This is a genomic window from Mycobacterium sp. NGS49, assembly GCF_059812565.1.
Genome location: NZ_JCALCX010000013.1, coordinates 117,933 through 134,245 on the forward strand (window position 1 = coordinate 117,933; position 16,313 = coordinate 134,245).

The window sequence follows — 16,313 nt, forward strand, 5'->3', positions numbered from 1 at the left end:
GCCATTAATGAGCAGTTCGCGCCGCTGGCTTACTAAGCGGCTACCCGGTACGAAAAAGCTTGCTGCCCAATGGTGATGAACTCCGCGGCCGCATGCGATCCGCCGATCGATGCAGCGGCGCCGATCATGATGAAGATCAGATACATCACCATGAAGGCGATTCCGACCCCGCCGATGATGATCCCCGCCAGGGCCAGGCCCCGGCCGCCCTGACCGTTCTGCTTGATCTGGTTCAACGCGAGGATGCCGAAGACCACACCCAGGATCGGCCCGATGCCACAAATCCACCCCAGCAGCGAGGACACCAACGACGCGATGGCCATGCCGTTGGTCGAAGCCGACGCCGGGGCCGGATATCCGTATCCCGGCTGGGAGTAGCCGTAGCCTTGTTGCGGCGGGTACCCACTCGGAGGGGGGTAGCCCCCGGGTGGTGGGTAGCCGCCGGGTGGCGGCGAGTAGCCCGGCGGCGGCGGGTAGCCCGGTGGTTGGTCCGTCATTGGAACCTCCTACGCAGATGAGTTGCGCCAGAGGCACACTCTACTTCCGGTGCCTCATCGCGGCCAGCACTGCGTCCCTGCTCAGGAAATCCGGGTCCGGTGGCGTTTGTCGTGCGGGGTGACGCCGTTGACTCCCCCGATCGACTGGGCGTAGGTGCCGACCGCGAAAGCCACCCCGGAACCCATGACCGCCAGCGCCTCCCGGTTGATCGCATCGACGGTGTCACGGGCGCTCTGATAACCGGGATCGAACGGGGCACCCGGCTGACCTCCCCAAAGTCTAGCTTGCACAACAGTTTTCGTCTGCGACGCACCGGTGTTCATGCCGCCCACCGGCACGCCGGCAACCAGGAACGGGTGGTAGTCGGTCCGGGTGTTCAACGGCATGTCGGCCGGCCGCTTGCCGGCCAGGTTCAGATAACCGGCCAGAGTGCGCTCGATGCCGGCCGAACCGTCCGGCACATCCGCCGCGGCCACGCCCGGTCCGGCCGGGCCCGACTGGTCGCCGTCGTCGGTGAAGAAGCCCGGGTTGGGCGAACCGAGCATGTCGAAGTTCAGGTACAGCGCGATATTGTTCAGGGCTTCGCTGTCGAGCCCGAACACGTAGTCCATGGAGCCGTTGAGCCCGTTCTCCGCGGCGCCCCAGAACGCGAACCGCACCGCGTTGGATACCGGCGGAAGCGGGCCCAGCTGAAGAGCGGTCTCGAGGACGGCGGCCACTCCCGTGCCGGCATTGTTGATACCGGGGCTGTCGGCCGGGCTGTCCAGATGGGTGCCGACCATCACCACCTCGTTGGCCGAGCCGGTCTTGGTCTGCGCGAGCACGTTTCGCGAGGTGACCGTCACGTTCTCGGCGTCCAGCACCAGCCGGACCGGCGCGGTGGTCCGACCCAGCGCGGCCGCCCCGTTGGCACCGACCACCGCAACCGGCACCGTGAGCTGGTTGTAGTAGCCAGGGTTGAACAGCGAGGGCGGTGCGCCCTGGCCGCTGGGTGTACTGATCACGATCACCGCCGCAGCGCCCCGGGCCACCGCCGCGTTCTGCTTGTCGACCACCGAGCAGCGGCTGTCGTCGACGACGGCGATCGCACCCTTGGGCGAAGCGGCCGGGTAGTCTGCCGGTCCGCAGCCGGCCGGCTGGGTGGGGCGCACCACCTGGCCGGTCAGGCCGCCGGCCGGGGTGCGCACCAGTACCGAAGCCTGGTCGACGGGAAAGCTACGCCCGCCGACGGTCACATTCGGTTTGCCCTCCGCCACATTGCGGATACGCTGGAACTGGGGTGTCGAAACCTCAAAACCCTTGTCCCGCAGCGCTTTCACTACATAGTCAACACTCGCGTCATACCCTGTGGTACCCGTCGCCCGGTTACCTTTGTTGGTGTTGGCGATCTCCTGCAGCGCACGCAGATGCACGAACATGCCGTCGGCCGTCACCTTCGTGGCGAGCGCACGGCCCGGGTCGGGTGCCGAGACCGGGCCGGCCGGCGGCTGCGACGAATGCGGGGCCGAGCACGCCGCAACCAGGATCGTCAGCAGCAGGGCTGCGCAGGTCCGGGTCATGGCTTGACGAGCACGTGCCTGGTCCGGTCCGACATGATCGGAACACCGTTGCGTCCGCCCAGATCCTGGGCGTACAGCGCCACCGCGTACGCGACGCCGCCGCCCTGGATGCCCAGCGAGGTGCGGTCGATGTGCTCGAGGTTGTCGCCCTTCTGGTGATAGTTCGGATCGAACGGCTCATCTGCCGTGCCGCCCCACAGCTTGGCCTGTTCGGCGGACTTCTTGACCTCGGCGCCGGAGAACAACCCGCCGGACGGGATACCCGCGAGGGTGAATCCGTCGTAGTCGGAGCGACCGTCGAACGAGGTGTCCTGGGCCGTTTTTCCGGCCTGCTTCAGGTAGGCGGCCAAGGTCCGCTCGATGCCGGCCGATCCCTCGGGAACCACCGGCTGGCCGCGGGCGTCCAGCGGCAGGGACTGGTCGCCGTCATAGGTGAAGTAACCCGGATTCGGCGATGCCAGCATGTCGAAGTTCAAATACAGCGCAATGTTCTTGAGGCCCTCGAGGTTCAGAGACTCGACGTAGTTGCGCGAACCGATCAGCCCGAGCTCCTCGGCTCCCCAGAAGCCGAACCGCACCGCGTTGTGCACCTGTGGCGAATTGCCAAGCTGCACAGCAGTTTCAAGAATTGCCGCCACCCCGGAGCCGTTGTCATTGATGCCCGGGCCCTCCGGCACGCTGTCCAGGTGCGCGCCGGCCATCACGACGTCCGACGACGATCCGGTCTTGGTTTGGGCAATGACGTTGCGGGCCTTGAAACTTTGGGTGCTCGCGGACAGTTTGATGGTGGCCGGGCCGGACTTGGAACGCAGCTGAAACCCGACCGACTTGGTGACACTGACCACCGGGATCTTGACTTCGGTGTTTGCCCCGAGCGTGCCGCCCATCGACTGCTCGTCGACATTGTCGACGACGATGAGGGCCGCCGCCCCGCGCTGGGCGGCGGCGTCTTCTTTCTGAGCGAATTGACAATTGCCGCGATCCACCACCACCACCGCGCCCTGCACCGGCAGCCTGTCGTAGTCCGCCGCCGCGCATCCCGGGCTTTCACCGGTGGGCGCGAACAGCAGCGGTCCGGTCACCCCGCCTTCCGGTGTGCCGAGGCTGTATTCGAGCGCACGCGCATCCGCGGTCAGGTCACCGGCCGTCACCGAACCCTTCTCGGAGTGGAACACCCGGGCCGAGAACTCGGGGGTCTGCACGTCAAAACCGCTCTTGCGCAACGTTTCGACGACGTAGTCGACGCTGGCGTCGTATCCGGGCGTGCCCACCGCCCGAGTGCCGTTGTTGGCGTTGGCGATATCTTGCAGCTTCGTCAGGTGCGCCATCATCGCATCGGCGGTGACCTTGTTCCGGAGCGTGTTGGCGAACTCGCCCGCGGCCTGATTGCCGCCACTCGACCCGGCCTGCTGCGATCCACGCCCACAGCCCACCGCCAGTGAAACGACGAGCGCAAGAACGGCAAGCGCCGCCGGAATCGTCTTCGATTTGTGCACCATTGCGCCCAGACTAGACGGGCCGCCCCGCAGACGTGGAAGCCGCATCCGCACAAGCGGATGCGGCTTCCACATCAACTGTCAGACGTACAGCGCGCTGAATGGGGCAAACGGCAGATTGCGCACCACAAACCAGATCGCCACCAGCGACAGCGTCACCGCGGCCGCCCAGCGATTGTGCTGCCAGCCCCTGATCCGCCGACCGGTCACCCGGCCGTACGTCCAGGCCAGGTAGGCCCATACCAGCAGTCCCACGGCCACCAGGCCGAGGGCGTTGAACCTGGCGGCCGCCAAGATGTCACCGTGCATCAGGCTGTACAGCATCCGCATGCTGCCGCAACCGGGGCAGTCGACTCCCAGTAGCGTCTTGGTGGGGCAGGTCGGCAGCGGGCCGTCGGGGCTCGTCGGATCGCCCAACCAAATGCCGGCACACGCCACAGCCGAGGCTGCAGCCACGAGTACTGGGGCGCTCATTCGCGCACCCAGTGTCGCGGGTACCGACCCTTGGCGGGTCACCATCGGATCAGCCCAGGTTCAGCAGGTCGAACGCAACCATCGCGGTGTTCACATCGGTGTTCATCGCGCCTACGGCAATCAGGATGCCGTAAATGACGGCCACGACCACCCCGGCGATCACCGAGTACTTCACGAACTTCTTGGCGCTGTCAGCCGCGGCCTGCGCCTCGGCGTACTGACCCTGCGCCCACAAACCACTGACCTGCGTGGACTTGACGATCGCCACGATCCCAAGCGGAAGACAGCAGAACAGCGTCGCCAGGATCGACCAGACCAGGTAGTTGTCGGGCTGCTGACCGGCCGGCGGCTGCTGCGGCGGGTAACCGGGAGGCGGTGGTTGTGTCATTGATTCTCCAGATCAGAATAGTTAGCTGGCGTGAAGCGAGGCTTACCATACCGGAGAGCAGTCGCGAGGGCATCACCAATCTGGAATTGGCTTTTCGGCACCTCCGACGCCTGCGGCGCGGGTCCCCCAGCGGCATCCGCCGGACTTCCCGCGGGACAGCAAAAACCCGTGCAGCATAATGCATTACGTGAAGCACCTGCAGACCCTCGAACCGCCGCCGCAGCACACTGCAACATCCGGAATTAATGCACACACAGACAATTTCCCGCGGAATGATTTATTCGGTGCCGGCGTAGCTCTACGATGCCAATCGGCATTACCGCCCTGTTCTGTGGAGAGTGCGAGAAATACACTCACCGATATCAACGCAGCCGCCACCGTCGGTCAGACGACTTTCTAAGGAGCCCACGATGTCTGTTCTCAAAACGGTGCTGCGGACCGCAACGGCGGCAGCTCTGTTGGGCGGCGCCGCCGGCGTGGGTACCGCCACCGCTAATGCCGATCCCACTGACACCCTTGCCGCCTCGCTCTCCAAGGGTTACTCGTTGAGCAACTGCACGGCCAAGGAGCCACCCGCGGGAGTGGCAGCCGCGATCAACTGTGGACAGAACGCCGACGCTGCCGGCCCCGTGAAAGCGACTTACCTGCTGTACAACAACTCCAACGACCTCAACGGGGGATTCACCGCCAGCATCAAGGACGAGAGCCTGACGGCCTGCGGCGACAGCGGCCAGTCACCGACCACCTGGCACACCGGCAGTGCCGGGACCACCGCCGGTCAGGTCGCCTGCGGGACTTACCAGGGTGCCGCCGAGGTCATCTGGACCACCGACGCGAAGAACGTGTTGAGCTACATCCGCGGATCCAACACCGACGTGCAGGCGCTCTACCAGTGGTGGCGCACCAACGGCTGAGAAATCCGCTGTGCCGCAGGAACTTCGGGCAGCACCCCGGCGCCTTCGAACACACCGGTTAGGGAAAGAAGGCGTCGATTCGCCAATTATCGCGCAAAGCTGTTGCGCGGTCCCAAGACAGGCTTACGATGCCGGTGGCAAAGAATGTCGTGTTGCCGATGAGCGACGGAACCGATTTCTCGAGATCAGCGCAGCCACACCACGGTGTGACAATGACTAAGGAGCTACATATGACCGTTCTCGCTAACGCGCTGCGGGGCATCACGACCGCGGCACTCGTCGGTGGATCCGCCTGCCTGGGCGCCGCCACCGCATCCGCCGACCCCACCGAGGCTTTCGCCGGTTCACTGTCGAAGGGCTACAACTCCAGCAATTGCTCCTCGCAGGCGGTTTCCGAGGTGCAGTCTGCGTTCCCGACGGTGCAGTCGGTCCTGGAGTGTGGGCAGAACTCCGACAGCAGCGGACCGGCCTCGGCGAAGTATTTCCAATTCCCCAACAGCGCGGACCTGGCCAGCGCATTCACCAAACTCATTGGCAGCGACAAGCTCGTGAACTGCGGGGACGCCAAGTCACCGACCACGTGGCGCCAGGGCACTTCCAATGACTCGGCCGGCCAGGTGGCCTGCGGGACGGACGAAGGCAAAGCCGAGGTCATCTGGACCGTCGACGCCAAGAACGTGCTGGCTTTTGTGCGTGCATCCGGTGGTGACACGGCCTCGCTCTACCAGTGGTGGCGCACCAACGGCTGACCCGGCTACAGCGCCGCCGCGACAAACCCGGCCACGGCCCGCATTCCCGCCTCATTGGGGTGCAGCGGAGCCGGCCGGCCCGGCAGCGGCACAACCGTTTTCGGGGGCCGCACCGTCCATGGTTGCGGTGACCACGCGTGATGATCGCGGCTGGCCGCCGCGGCGGGCACGACTTCGCAGTCTGTCGCCGCGGCGGCCTTCGCCGTCAGTTGCGCCAAAGTGGTGGCCACGTGCCGGCCCAGATCGGCGTGCTCACCGGACAGTGGCGGCGCCGGTTCGCCCGCGGGCGGCAGCAGCGTCAGGTAGTCGACGAACATGATCCGGGCATGCGGAGCACGCCGCCGGATCGATCGACCCACCTCGCACAGCGAATCGAAAATCTCGGTCAGCGCCTCGTCGCGTGCATCGCGGTCCAGTAGCTCGGCGATGCGGCCACCGAGCAGGGGCAGGCGTCGCGCGAACGCCGGAAGCGAAGCCGCCATCAGCAACGGCACATAGCCGACGTCGTTGCCACCGATGGTCACCGTGACCAGCGCCTCCGAACCGTCCAGCGCTTCGATCTGGGGCGGCGCCCCGTGCTGGGCGTCGGTGAGCACGTTGGCGGTGGTGGCCCCGGAATACGTGACGTCGACCAGTTCGAGGCCGGCGCGCCGGGCGAGCAGCTGCGGGTAGTTGCCGGCCGACCGGCCCGAGCGCCACGGCGCGCCCGCTGCCCGCGGCCGGATGCCGGGGCCGGCAGCCATCGAACTCCCCAGCGCGACATAGCGTTTCACAAGCCGCGGCTAATCTTCTCGGTCGGGGCTGGAAGCCTGCGCCCAGAATCGTTTCGGGATGCGGCCGGCGCGGCGCGCCAGGAAGCCTGCGGTGACCCCGGCGGCCATCGCCGCGGCCATCGCCGGTGGATCGGCAGCGCGGGTGACCGCCGTGGCCAACAGCACAGCGTCACAACCCAACTCCATCGCCAGCGCCGCGTCGCTGGCGGTGCCGATGCCGGCGTCGAGCACCACGGGAACACCGGCGCGTGCGACGATCATCTCGATATTGTGCGGGTTGGTGATACCCAGCCCGGTTCCGATCGGTGACCCCAGCGGCATCACCGCCGCGCAACCGGCGTCCTCCAGCCGTCGGGCCAGCGCCGGGTCGTCGTTGGTGTAAGGCAGGACCACGAACCCGTCATCCACCAATTGTTCTGCCGCCCTGACTAATTCGACGGCATCGGGTAGTAAGGTGCGCTCGTCGGCGATCACCTCGAGCTTGACCCAGTTGGTGTCCAGCGCCTCGCGGGCGAGCCGGGCGGTCAGCACGGCCTCGGCGGCACCACGACAGCCGGCGGTGTTGGGCAGCGGCGTGATGCCCAGGCGGCTGAGCAGGTCGAGCAGGCCGGTGCCACCCTCGGCATCGACCCGTCGAATCGCGACGGTGGTCAATTCGGTTCCGGATGCCACCAGCGCCTCCTCCAGCACCGCAAGGCTGGTCGCCCCACCGGTGCCCATGATCAGCCGCGACGCAAAACTTCGGTCCGCGATCGTCAGCTTGTCAGCCACCCTGCACCGCCGTCACCACCTCTAATCGTGCACCGTCGGGAAGTTTCCTGTCCCAGTCCGATCGGGGCAGCACCGCGTCGTCCAAGGCGACGGCCACACCGCGGTCCGGGAAGCCCAGCGAGCTCAGCAGTGCGCCCACCGTCGTCTGGTCACCGACCTCTAGCCGCCGCGCGTTGACCATCACGATCATGAACTGGCTCCCACCGGAAGAAGAAGAGAGACAACCCTTTCCGCGGTCCACGGCGCCAGCAGGAATCCCGATCGGCCGTGACCGGCGGCCACCACGGTGCGCTCGTCGAGTCGTTGCACAATGGGCAGGTTATCGGGAGTCATCGGTCGCAGACCAGCGGCGCATTCGGCGAACTCGTACTCCCCGAGCGCCGGCATCACCGCGCACGCGTCGTCGAGCAGGTCACGTATCCCCGACACCACCGGCGCGGTGTCCCGACCGTGTTCGTACTGGGTGGCCCCAACCACCACGCCGTCCGGCCGCGGCACCAGATACACCTGCCGACCGTGCACACGGGCCCGAACCACCCTGTCCGGCAACGGCATACAGCCCTTGCGCCAGCGCAACCGCAACACCTCGCCCTTGACCGGCCGCACCTGCAGGCCGGGCCACAACGCGGGGGCGTCTATCCCGTTGGCGATCACCACCGTGTCACCCTGTACGGCGTTCAGGTCGGTGACCGGCGCCGCCCACCGGACGCCGAGCCGTTCGCAGTCAGCGACCAGCGCGTCGAGCACCGCGCGGTTGTCCACCGCCAACTCGGTGGGTGCCCGGAAGCCGTGCCGGATACCCTGCGCCAGAAGCGGTTCGACATCACGGGCGGCCGTCTCCCAGACCACCGGATGGCCCTGTCCGGTCAGCCAGTCCGCGACGGTACGCAGGTCCGCGACGTCGGCCCGATCGACCGCCACCACCAGCGATTCACGCGCGGTCACCACCGCCGGATCCAGCCCGTCGAGAAAGCCCTCGCGCCACAACCGCAGCGACTCCAGACCCAGCCGCAGCAACCGCCCCTCGCCCGGCCAGCCTTCGCTGTGCGGGGCCAGCATGCCGCCGGCCACCCAGGACGCGCCCCGGTCCTGACTGCGGTGCACCGTCACCGAAAACCCGGCCCGGGCCGCCCGGCGCGCCACCGACAGGCCGATGACGCCCCCGCCGATCACGGCCAGCGCGTTGGACATCCTTCGCTCCCTTCGCCGGCATGACCCGGATCAGGTGTGACGGTAAGGACTGGTAAAGCCCACTCTCAGCCCCGCTGGTCCCCGGGACTCCCGTGTGTTGTTCAGCCTCCACGCTAGCGCGCTAACGTCGCGGTGTGCAGGACCCCCGCTCACGTCTCGCCCAGGCACGCCTTTACCTGTGCACCGATGCGCGCCGCGAGCGCGGCGATCTGGCCGACTTTGCCGACGCCGCCCTGGCCGGCGGAGTCGACATCATCCAGCTGCGTGACAAGGGTTCGGCCGGTGAGCAGCGATTCGGACCGCTGGAGGCGCTCGACGAGTTGGCCGCCTGCGAGGTCCTGGCCGACGCGGCCCGCCGGCACGGCGCGCTGTTCGCGGTCAACGACCGCGCCGACATCGCCCGCGCGGCCGGCGCCGACGTGCTGCACCTCGGTCAGCGCGACCTGCCGCTGGGCATTGCCCGCGACATCGTCGGCCCCGCCACCGTGATCGGCCGGTCCAGCCACGACGCGGGCGAGGCCACGAAGGCGGCCGGCTCACGGGTCGACTATTTCTGCGTCGGCCCCTGTTGGCCCACGCCCACCAAACCGGGCCGTCCGGCACCGGGGCTGAGCCTGGTCCGCGCCGTCGCCGCCCTGGGCACCGACAAACCCTGGTTCGCCATCGGTGGCATCGACCTGCAGCGGCTCCCCGAGGTGCTCGATGCCGGCGCCCGCCGCATCGTGGTGGTACGGGCCATCACCGCCGCCGCGGACCCGCGGTCGGCGGCGGCCGAACTCAGCGCAGCGCTTGCAGCAACTCGCTGACCCTCAGGCTGAGTTGCGAATGCGCCTGGTCCGCGGTGCCAGGCATGCACCAGACGAAGACGCCGTCCTCGATCTCCACGGTGCAGGGCAGCCGGTGCCGCAGTTCGTCGCGGTGGTCCAGCGGCACGGTCGCCGGCGAGGTGCGCAGCCGCTGCCAGCTGGCGGCGAACCCGGGGTGCAGCGGCAGCGAGGCGACGTCGTCCTCGCCGACCCAGCGCAACTCGGCGCTTTCCCCGTTCGGCACGGTCTGCAGCAACTCCCCGGCGTCGGCAACCACGGTGGTGTAGCTCCAGTGCGTCCCGTCCAGGCCCGGAATCTCCGCCGTCACCACTACCGACCGCACCGTCAGCCGGTCGGCGGGCAGGCCCGCCTCTTCGAGTGCTTCGCGGACCGCCGTCTGCTCCGGGGTCTCGTGACTGTCACGCGCCCCGCCGGGCAATCCCCAGGTACCACCCTGATGGCTCCACACCGCCCGATGCTGCAACAGCACCGCGGGTTGGCCGTCAGGGAGTGGGGCCCGGAGCAACAGACCGGCCGCGCCATAGAGACCCCAGTAGTGGGCGCCGCGCTCGGAGATCACCCATCCGTCACCGTCGCCCTGCACGGCTTCAGGATATGCGTGGCTCCGCCCGGCGACGATGGCGTTGCCCAACGGACGGCCCGATACCGTGGCCGACAGCGTTTCGCGGAACCCACGCGGGCAATCGGTCACGCCTCCCCCCATCCGCCGCCAGATGCTCTTAGAATTCGCTTATTCGGGTTCGTAGTATGGCCGAGATGAGGTCCGAGCAGACGTGACGGTTGAGCTGGCGCACCCGTCCACCGAGCCGCTGGGCTCGCGCTCGCCCGCAGAACCTGCCCACCCCCGCTGGTGGTTCATCTCGACAACACCCGGGCGCATCCTGACCATCGGCATCGTCCTGGCCGCGCTGGGGGTGTCCAGCGCGTTCGCCACCTCGACCACCATCAACCACCGCCAGCAGGTGCTGACCACCGTGCTCGACCACACCGAGCCGCTGTCGTTCGCGGCCGGACGGCTGTACACCACCTTGTCGGTGGCCGACGCCGCCGCCGCCACCGCCTTCATCGCCCAGACCGAACCGCGGGCCGTCCGGCTGCGCTACGAGCAGGCCATCACCGACGCGGCCGTCGCCGTCACCCGGGCATCCAGTGGCCTGACCGACGAACCGCTGGTGCAACTGCTGGGCCGGATCAACGCCGAACTCGCCGTCTACACCGGGCTGGTAGAGATCGCCCGCACCAACAACCGGGCGGGCAACCCAGTCGGCTCGTCGTATCTGTCGGAAGCCTCGGGGCTGATGCAGTCGCGGATTCTGCCCGACGCCCAGCAGCTCTACCAGGCGACGTCCATCCGGGTGGACCGCGAGACCACCGCGTCCACCCAGATCCCGGCTCCGGTGATCCTGGTCGTCACCACCACCGTGGCGTTCGGGGCGTTCGCCCATCGCTGGCTGGCGCGGCGCACCCGGCGACGGGTCAACCCCGGCCTGGTCGTCGGGGGTCTCGGTATCCTCATCATGGTGGTCTGGGTGGGCACGGCACTGACAATCTCGACGACGGCCAGCCGGAGCGCCAAAGACACTGCGGCCGAGTCGCTGAGGTCCGTCACCAACCTGGCGATCACCGCGCAGCAGGCCCGCGCCGACGAGACGCTGTCGCTGATCCGGCGTGGCGACGAGGAGGTCCGCAAGCAGGCGTTCTATCAGCGCATCGACGCCATGCACCACCAGCTCGACGCATACATGACCCGCCGGGACGCCGTCGACAAGCCCGACCTGCAGGGCGCCGACCAGTTGCTGGTCCGCTGGCAGCAGGCCAACGACCGGATCAACGCCTACATCTCGGTCGGAAACTACCGGGCTGCCACCCAGGTCGCGCTCGGCAAGGGCGAAGACGACTCCACCCCGGCGTTCGACAAGCTCGACGAAGCCCTCACCAAGGCCATGGAGCAGAGCCGCAACCACCTGCGCAACGACGTCCTCAACGCCAAACGCGGGCTGGCCGGAGCGCAGGTCGGCGCGGTGGTGCTCAGCCTGGGTGCGGCCATCGCGGTGGCGCTGGGCCTGTGGCCCCGGTTGAAGGAGTACCGGTGAGATCGGGACACCGGATAGCCGCGGTGGTCGCCTCGGCGGTCCTGCTGGCCGGCTGCGGGCACTCCGAGCCGCTGAAGGTGGAGGTGACGCCGACGCTGCCGCTGCCGACTCCGGTGGGCATGCAGGAGTTGCCGATGGAGCCTCCCCTGGCGCCGGACAACACCAGTCAGGACTGCAATCCCACCGCGAGCCTGCGCCCCTTCCCCAACAGGGCCGACGCCGAGGCCGCGGTGGCCAACATCCGCAGCCGGGGCCGGCTCATCGTCGGCCTCGACATCGGCAGCAACCTGTTCAGCTTCCGCGACCCGATCACCGGCGAGATCACCGGCTTCGACGTCGACATCGCCGGCGAGGTCGCGCGCGACATCTTCGGCGGACCCTCACACGTCGAGTACCGCATCCTGTCGGCCGACGAACGCATCACCGCGCTGCAGAAGTCACAGGTCGACGTGGTGGTCAAGACCATGACCATCACCTGCGAGCGCCGCAAGCTGGTGAACTTCTCCACCGTCTACCTCGATGCCAACCAGCGCATCCTGGCCCCGCGTGACTCGACGATCGCCAAGGTGTCCGATCTGTCCGGCAAGCGGGTCTGCGTGGCTCGCGGCACCACCTCCCTGCGCCGTATCCGCGAGATCGCACCGCCGCCGGTGATCGTGTCGGTGGTGAACTGGGCCGACTGCCTGGTGGCCATGCAGCAGCGCCAGATCGACGCCGTCAGCACCGACGACTCGATCCTGGCCGGGCTGGTGGAGGAGGACCCCTACCTGCACATCGTCGGGCCGAACATGGCCACGCAGCCCTACGGCATCGGAATCAACCTGGACAACACCGGCCTGGTCCGGTTCGTCAACGGCACCCTGGAGCGCATCCGCACCGACGGCACCTGGAACACGCTGTATCGCAAGTGGCTGACGGTGCTGGGCCCCGCGCCGCTGCCGCCCCAGCCGAGGTACCTGGACTGATGGGCAAACCGGTGCAAGAAGACCAGCAGGACCAGGCCGGCCGGGAGGAGTCTCCCGGCACCCAGCCGGCGGCTCAGCCAGAGGACGCGCAGACGGGCGCGACCGCGACGACAGGCAGCCGGCCGCAGGCCACCCAAGCCCTGTTCCGGCCGGATTTCGACGACGACGATGACGACGACTTCCAGATTTCGCTGGGCAGCATGGACACCCAGCCCCAGGACCGCATGTCGGTGGCCACGCGGGCGCTCCCGCCCGTGCGGCAGCTCGGCGGCGGGCTGGTGGAGATCCCGCGGACCCCCGACATCGATCCGCTCAAGGCGTTGATGACGAACCCGGTGGTTCCGGAATCCAAACGGTTCTGCTGGAACTGCGGGCGGCCGGTCGGCCGGTCCGGACAGGAGGGCAAAGGCGCCTCCGAGGGCTGGTGCCCCTACTGTGGCAGCCCGTATTCCTTTCTGCCGCAGCTGAACCCGGGCGACATCGTCGCCGGTCAGTACGAGGTCAAAGGCTGCATCGCGCACGGCGGCCTGGGTTGGGTCTACCTCGCGGTCGACCACAACGTCAACGACCGACCGGTGGTGCTCAAGGGCCTGGTGCACTCCGGTGACGCCGAAGCTCAGGCGATCGCGATGGCCGAGCGGCAGTTCCTGGCCGAAGTGGTGCACCCGTCGATCGTGCAGATCTTCAACTTCGTCGAGCACAGCGACAAGCACGGCGATCCGGTCGGCTACATCGTCATGGAGTACATCGGCGGTCAGTCGCTCAAGCGGGGCCGCAAGAACGGGAAGTCCGAGAAGTTTCCGGTCGCCGAGGCGATCGCCTACATCCTGGAGATCCTTCCGGCGCTGAGCTACCTGCATTCGATCGGCCTGGTCTACAACGACCTGAAGCCGGAGAACATCATGCTCACCGAGGAGCAGCTGAAACTGATCGACCTCGGTGCGGTGTCACGGATCAACTCGTTCGGCTATCTCTACGGCACCCCGGGTTTCCAGGCTCCCGAGATCGTGCGTACCGGGCCGACGGTCGCGACCGACATCTACACCGTGGGCCGCACGCTGGCGGCGCTCACCTTGAACCTGCGCACCCGCAACGGCCGCTACGTCGACGGCTTGCCGGAGGACGAGCCGGTGCTGGACCAGTACGACTCGTTCGCGCGACTGCTGCGCCGCGCCATCGACCCCGACCCGCGACGCCGTTTCACCAGCGCCGAGGAGATTTCCGGGCAGTTGATGGGTGTGCTGCGCGAGGTGGTGGCCCGGGACACCGGGATACCGCGGCCGGGGTTGTCGACGATCTTCAGCCCCAGCCGTTCGACGTTCGGGGTGGACCTGCTGGTCGCCCACACCGACGTGTACCTCGACGGCCAGGTGCACTCGGAGAAGCTGACGGCCAAGGAGATCGTCACCGCGCTGTCGGTGCCGCTGGTCGATCCGACCGACGTCGCCGCTCCGGTGCTGCAGGCCACGGTGCTCTCGCAGCCGGTGCAGACGCTGGACTCGCTGCGGGCCGCCCGCCACGGCTCGCTGGACGCCGAGGGGCTGGACCTCAGCGAGTCGGTGGAGCTGCCGCTGATGGAGGTACGGGCCCTACTCGACCTGGGCGATGTCAGCAAGGCCACCCGCAAGCTCGAGGACCTCGCCGACCGGGTCGGCTGGCAGTGGCGACTGGTCTGGTACCGCGCGGTCGCCGCGTTGCTCACCGGTGATTACGACAAGGCCATCAAACATTTCACCGAGGTACTGGACACGTTCCCGGGCGAGCTGGCGCCCAAGCTGGCGCTGGCCGCGACCTACGAACTGGCCGGCGAGCCCGACGAGCACAAGTTCTACCAGACGGTGTGGGGCACCAACGACGGCGTGATCTCGGCGGCATTCGGATTGGCCAGGGCCCGATCCGCGTTGGGCGACCGGACCGGGGCGGTGCAAACCCTCGACGAAGTGCCGCCCACCTCAAGGCATTTCACCACCGCGCGATTGACCAGTGCGGTGACCCTGCTGTCCGGACGCACGCAGAGCGAGATCACCGAGGAGCAGATCCGCGACGCCGCCCGACGGGTGGAGGCGCTGCCTCCCACCGAACCCCGGGTGTTGCAGATCCGCGCACTGGTGCTCGGCGGTGCGATGGACTGGCTGCAGGACAACGAGGCGAGCACCAATCACATCCTGGGCTTCCCGTTCACCGATCACGGGCTGCGGCTGGGCGTCGAGGCGTCGCTGCGCAGCCTGGCCCGGGTGGCCCCCACGCAGCGACACCGCTACACGCTGGTCGACATGGCCAACCAGGTGCGGCCTACCAGCACGTTCTGACCTGTAGCCCACGGCCACAACGGGATTGAGTAAATTTTCGGCCCGAGATCTTGCGATCGCGCGTGCTCGGTGGTAAATCAAATGTATGCCTTTCGGCATACATTTACTTCGGCTGTGACACCACATTGAGAACTGGAGGTGGCGACGATGCTGATGCGAACCGATCCGTTCCGTGACTTCGAACGCTTCACCCGGCCGATGTCGGGGACGGCGTCCCGTCCGTCGGTGATGCCGATGGACGCCTGGCGGGACGGCACGTCATTCGTCGTGGAATTCGACCTGCCTGGCATTGATGCAGATTCATTGGATCTCGACATCGAGCGCAACGTGGTGACGGTGCGCGCGGAGCGCCCCGAAATCGATCCTGGCCGGGAGATGCTGGCCAGCGAGCGCCCCCGTGGAGTGTTCAGTCGTCAATTGGTGTTGGGCGACAACCTCGACACCGACAAGATCGAGGCGTCCTACGACACGGGCGTGCTGACGCTGCGAATCCCGGTGGCAGAGAAGGCGAAACCCCGCAAGATCTCGGTCGCGCGAAGCAACGGACACCAGGTCATCAACGCCTGATCGGCCGCGAGATGACCAGCCTGTTGATTTCGGCTGAGCTGGACCTGGACGCCTTGGACGCTGAAGTCGCCGAGCTGATCGCCGAGGTGGAAGCCATTTTGTGTGCGGCCGTGGCGGTTGACCGCCGGCCGTCCACCCCACCAGTAGCGGCGTGTGTCCCGCTCAGACCGCGGCGTGGCCCGGCCCACCAGGTGCGCGCGGTCCAGCGCAGCCCTCCGGCTTCCCCCGAGCAGCAACACAACTGAGCACAGAGAGGCAGGTGATGGCATCGCAGTAGACACAGCCGAGCGGCCCGCACCCCGGCCAACAAGTGAGCGTGCTCTTCCCTCAAGCACGCCATGCCCATCCGGGCGGTAAAAGGCCGGGGCGGGCGCCGGCCGCCCCCCTTGCGCGCCCAATCGGGTGTGCGTCCACCGTCGAAATCCGCGTCAAAGCCGCACAACCAATGCAATGGACGCACACTTAAGGCATTGGTGAGTCTGTGATGGTTGAAATCGTGCTTCCCGCCGCGATGACGACCCAGGCCGGAGCAAGGGACCAGACAGTGTTGATGTTGAGCTGGTTGTTGTTGATGCAGCAGCTGTACGGGTTGGTGCGCATTGTTGAGGCACTCCCTTCTTCTTCACAGCACAGAATCGCCCGTGGTCGCCGATGCGCGGGACGCCGTCGGCGAAACAGCTTAGGTCCACGCCATCCTGCATGTGTGCGCGACGCGCTAGATTGATCAGGTGCAGTGTTT

18 protein-coding genes and 1 riboswitch are annotated in these 16,313 nt (G+C 67.5%); of the genes, 8 read left to right on the top strand and 10 right to left on the bottom strand.

What is annotated here, in order from left to right:
* Positions 1-32 precede the first annotated feature (32 nt).
* The 5 genes from AC5Y7D_RS15650 to AC5Y7D_RS15670 form a co-directional block, all read right to left on the bottom strand.
* On the bottom strand, positions 33-497 hold the full coding sequence (locus AC5Y7D_RS15650; RefSeq protein ID WP_499925494.1) for a DUF4190 domain-containing protein: 465 nt from the start codon (positions 495-497) through the stop codon (positions 33-35).
* Positions 498-578: 81 nt separating this feature from the next.
* The gene (locus tag AC5Y7D_RS15655) at positions 579-2,057 is read right to left on the bottom strand and encodes a M28 family peptidase (protein WP_499925495.1); all 1,479 of its coding nucleotides are present in this window, start codon (positions 2,055-2,057) and stop codon (positions 579-581) included.
* The gene (locus AC5Y7D_RS15660) at positions 2,054-3,556 is read right to left on the bottom strand and encodes a M28 family metallopeptidase (RefSeq protein ID WP_499925496.1); all 1,503 of its coding nucleotides are present in this window, start codon (positions 3,554-3,556) and stop codon (positions 2,054-2,056) included. The genes AC5Y7D_RS15655 and AC5Y7D_RS15660 overlap by 4 nt, the downstream gene beginning before the upstream one ends.
* A gap of 78 nt (positions 3,557-3,634) precedes the next feature.
* Positions 3,635-4,072 carry a DUF2752 domain-containing protein gene (locus AC5Y7D_RS15665; protein WP_499925498.1) on the bottom strand — a complete coding sequence of 146 codons (438 nt, stop codon included), beginning with the start codon at positions 4,070-4,072 and terminating at the stop codon, positions 3,635-3,637.
* 4 nt (positions 4,073-4,076) lie between these two features.
* Complete coding sequence (locus tag AC5Y7D_RS15670) at positions 4,077-4,415, bottom strand: CD225/dispanin family protein (RefSeq protein WP_499925500.1); 339 nt, start codon at positions 4,413-4,415, stop codon at positions 4,077-4,079.
* Positions 4,416-4,825: 410 nt separating this feature from the next.
* Here AC5Y7D_RS15670 and AC5Y7D_RS15675 point away from each other — a divergent pair, with 410 nt between their 5' ends.
* Both AC5Y7D_RS15675 and AC5Y7D_RS15680 read left to right on the top strand, forming a co-directional pair.
* Entirely contained in the window at positions 4,826-5,329 is a 504-nt protein-coding gene (locus AC5Y7D_RS15675) for a serine/threonine protein kinase (RefSeq protein ID WP_499925502.1), read from the top strand.
* Positions 5,330-5,559: 230 nt separating this feature from the next.
* Positions 5,560-6,078, top strand: coding sequence for a serine/threonine protein kinase (locus AC5Y7D_RS15680; RefSeq protein ID WP_499925504.1), 519 nt, complete (start codon positions 5,560-5,562; stop codon positions 6,076-6,078).
* Between the two features lie 5 nt (positions 6,079-6,083).
* Here the strand turns inward: AC5Y7D_RS15680 and AC5Y7D_RS15685 are convergent, their stop codons facing one another.
* From AC5Y7D_RS15685 to thiO, 4 genes are all read right to left on the bottom strand, one after another.
* Positions 6,084-6,851, bottom strand: a complete 768-nt coding sequence (locus tag AC5Y7D_RS15685; protein ID WP_499925505.1) for an SGNH/GDSL hydrolase family protein — start codon at positions 6,849-6,851, stop codon at positions 6,084-6,086.
* Between the two features lie 9 nt (positions 6,852-6,860).
* Positions 6,861-7,622 carry a thiazole synthase gene (locus tag AC5Y7D_RS15690; RefSeq protein WP_499925506.1) on the bottom strand — a complete coding sequence of 254 codons (762 nt, stop codon included), beginning with the start codon at positions 7,620-7,622 and terminating at the stop codon, positions 6,861-6,863.
* A complete protein-coding gene (thiS, locus tag AC5Y7D_RS15695) occupies positions 7,615-7,812 on the bottom strand; it encodes a sulfur carrier protein ThiS (protein ID WP_499925507.1) in 198 nt (65 codons plus the stop codon). The genes AC5Y7D_RS15690 and thiS overlap by 8 nt, the downstream gene beginning before the upstream one ends.
* Positions 7,809-8,813: a glycine oxidase ThiO gene (gene thiO, locus AC5Y7D_RS15700; protein ID WP_499925509.1), complete on the bottom strand. Its 1,005-nt coding sequence runs from the start codon at positions 8,811-8,813 to the stop codon at positions 7,809-7,811. The genes thiS and thiO overlap by 4 nt, the downstream gene beginning before the upstream one ends.
* Positions 8,804-8,917, bottom strand: a riboswitch (TPP riboswitch). (Overlaps the previous gene by 10 nt.)
* Positions 8,918-8,947: 30 nt before the next feature.
* Between thiO and thiE the strand changes: the two genes are divergently transcribed.
* Positions 8,948-9,619 carry a thiamine phosphate synthase gene (thiE, locus tag AC5Y7D_RS15705; RefSeq protein ID WP_499925511.1) on the top strand — a complete coding sequence of 224 codons (672 nt, stop codon included), beginning with the start codon at positions 8,948-8,950 and terminating at the stop codon, positions 9,617-9,619.
* Here thiE and AC5Y7D_RS15710 read toward each other — a convergent pair.
* Positions 9,591-10,223 carry an NUDIX hydrolase gene (locus AC5Y7D_RS15710; RefSeq protein WP_499925654.1) on the bottom strand — a complete coding sequence of 211 codons (633 nt, stop codon included), beginning with the start codon at positions 10,221-10,223 and terminating at the stop codon, positions 9,591-9,593. The genes thiE and AC5Y7D_RS15710 overlap by 29 nt on opposite strands.
* A gap of 190 nt (positions 10,224-10,413) precedes the next feature.
* Between AC5Y7D_RS15710 and glnX the strand changes: the two genes are divergently transcribed.
* From glnX to AC5Y7D_RS15735, 5 genes are all read left to right on the top strand, one after another.
* A complete protein-coding gene (gene glnX, locus AC5Y7D_RS15715) occupies positions 10,414-11,733 on the top strand; it encodes a protein kinase G-activating protein GlnX (protein ID WP_499925513.1) in 1,320 nt (439 codons plus the stop codon).
* On the top strand, positions 11,730-12,698 hold the full coding sequence (locus AC5Y7D_RS15720) for a glutamate ABC transporter substrate-binding protein (protein WP_499925516.1): 969 nt from the start codon (positions 11,730-11,732) through the stop codon (positions 12,696-12,698). Before glnX ends, AC5Y7D_RS15720 begins: the two co-directional genes overlap by 4 nt.
* The gene (locus AC5Y7D_RS15725; protein ID WP_499925520.1) at positions 12,698-15,007 is read left to right on the top strand and encodes a serine/threonine-protein kinase PknG; all 2,310 of its coding nucleotides are present in this window, start codon (positions 12,698-12,700) and stop codon (positions 15,005-15,007) included. The genes AC5Y7D_RS15720 and AC5Y7D_RS15725 overlap by 1 nt, the downstream gene beginning before the upstream one ends.
* Before the next feature lie 147 nt (positions 15,008-15,154).
* Entirely contained in the window at positions 15,155-15,574 is a 420-nt protein-coding gene (locus AC5Y7D_RS15730; RefSeq protein ID WP_499925524.1) for an Hsp20/alpha crystallin family protein, read from the top strand.
* Between the two features lie 11 nt (positions 15,575-15,585).
* The gene (locus AC5Y7D_RS15735; RefSeq protein WP_499925527.1) at positions 15,586-15,819 is read left to right on the top strand and encodes a hypothetical protein; all 234 of its coding nucleotides are present in this window, start codon (positions 15,586-15,588) and stop codon (positions 15,817-15,819) included.
* Positions 15,820-16,313: the final 494 nt, after the last annotated feature.